At 35.4% G+C, this 1,573-nt stretch carries 1 protein-coding gene; it reads left to right on the top strand.

All coding sequences use genetic code 11. From position 1 onward, the window contains the following. Positions 1–650 (top strand): gliding motility-associated C-terminal domain-containing protein (locus tag U9R42_14545; protein MEA3497243.1); only part of this gene is annotated, 650 nt, incomplete at its 5' end. Between the last annotated feature and the right edge of the window lie 923 nt (positions 651–1,573).

Genomic DNA, 1,573 nt, shown 5'->3' with positions numbered 1-1,573 from the left:
ACAACCGAGTTGATGAACAATCATATTTTTACAGAATGTTTGTAATTGATAGTTGCGATTACAAAAGCGAATACACAAATTACGGCAAAAGTATTCTCCTTACAACAGAAACAAAAAGCATTTACCCAAAATTAAAATGGACGGGTTATGAACAATGGAAACAAGGAGTTGAAAGTTATGAGATACAAATTTTCAACAAATCAAAAAATAAATTTACCCTCGTAGAGACAATTCATGAATTGTCTTTACAGGAAAATTACACATTCACAGACAGTTTCACAAAAATAAACCAAGAATTTTACTGCTACAGAATTGTTGCCAACAGAAAAGGCGACAGTATAAAATCAATTTCAAACGAAGTCTGCATTCCCACAGAATTTCATATTTACGCACCAAACACATTCACACCAAACGAAGATGAAGTAAACGATAGTTTCCAAATAAAAGGAACATTCATAATCGAATACAACATAAAAATTTACAACCGCTGGGGAGAGCAAGTATTTGAAAGCAACGATATTCACGATTCATGGGACGGAAAATACAAAGGAAAAACTTGCCCGGTAGGAGCGTATTATTATCAAATTTACGCCAAAGGAACTATGGGGAAAAGGGAGAGTTTTAAGGGGAGTGTTTTGATTTTGAGGTGAGTTGAAAACTAAAAGGTAAAAACTAAAAGGTAAAAGGTATGTGTTACGGATAAACAAAAAGAAGTACTTAAAGTGCCTAGAGTGCCTAAAGTACTTAGAGTTGAAAACTAAAAGTTATGTGTTACGGATAAACAAAAAGAAGTACTTAAAGTGCCTAAAGTACTTAGAGTTATGTGTTACGAATAAACAATTCCTACAACAACAACCCATAAAATCGTCATTGTGAGGGATGTACGACCGCAACAATCTCGGGCTTTTTAGCAGAGGTAGTCAAGAACAGTCCTCAGTCAGCAGTAGGCAGTCTCCAGCCAGCAGTCAAATTCCAAATAAACAAAACTTGTCCGTATGGATCATCAAATAAACAAATCAACAGATAAACAATTCTTTCATCAGATTGCTTCAGTCATACTTCCTTCGCAATGACGGTATCTTGGAGCTTTCAAATAAAAAAGTCGGCAGTCCACAGTCGGCAGTCAAATTCCAAATAAACAATTCTTCTTAGCGTTCTTTGCGTCTTTGCGAGAAATTACTCCTACTCATCAGATTGCCACAGTCGTTCCTCCTTCGCAATGACGGTATCGTGGAGCTTTCAATTAAAGAAGTCAGCAGTATCTTGCATACTCAAACAAATAAACAAATCACCAAATAAACAAATAAACAATTCTTCTTAGCGTTCTTTACTTGCCCCATAAGGAAGAATGACTGTATCGGGGCGTCTTTGCGTGAAAATATAAACAAATCAGTCGGCAGTCTAGAACAGTCCACAGTCTTCAGTCAACAGTCAAATTCTAAAAACCCAAACAACCAAGCCAAAACCCCAAAACAATTATAAAAATTGTAATTGATAACTTAGGAAGAAAAGGATAGAACTTTTCAGGTGTTTTTGTTCTTAAAACTTTTGTAATATGTACAACAAGTATCAG

The sequence above is a fragment of the Bacteroidota bacterium genome, from assembly GCA_034723125.1.
Lineage (GTDB): Bacteria > Bacteroidota > Bacteroidia > CAILMK01 > JAAYUY01 > JAYEOP01.
The sequence above is the reverse complement of the archived record's forward strand: the minus strand, read 5'-3'. Positions and strand labels throughout refer to the sequence as shown.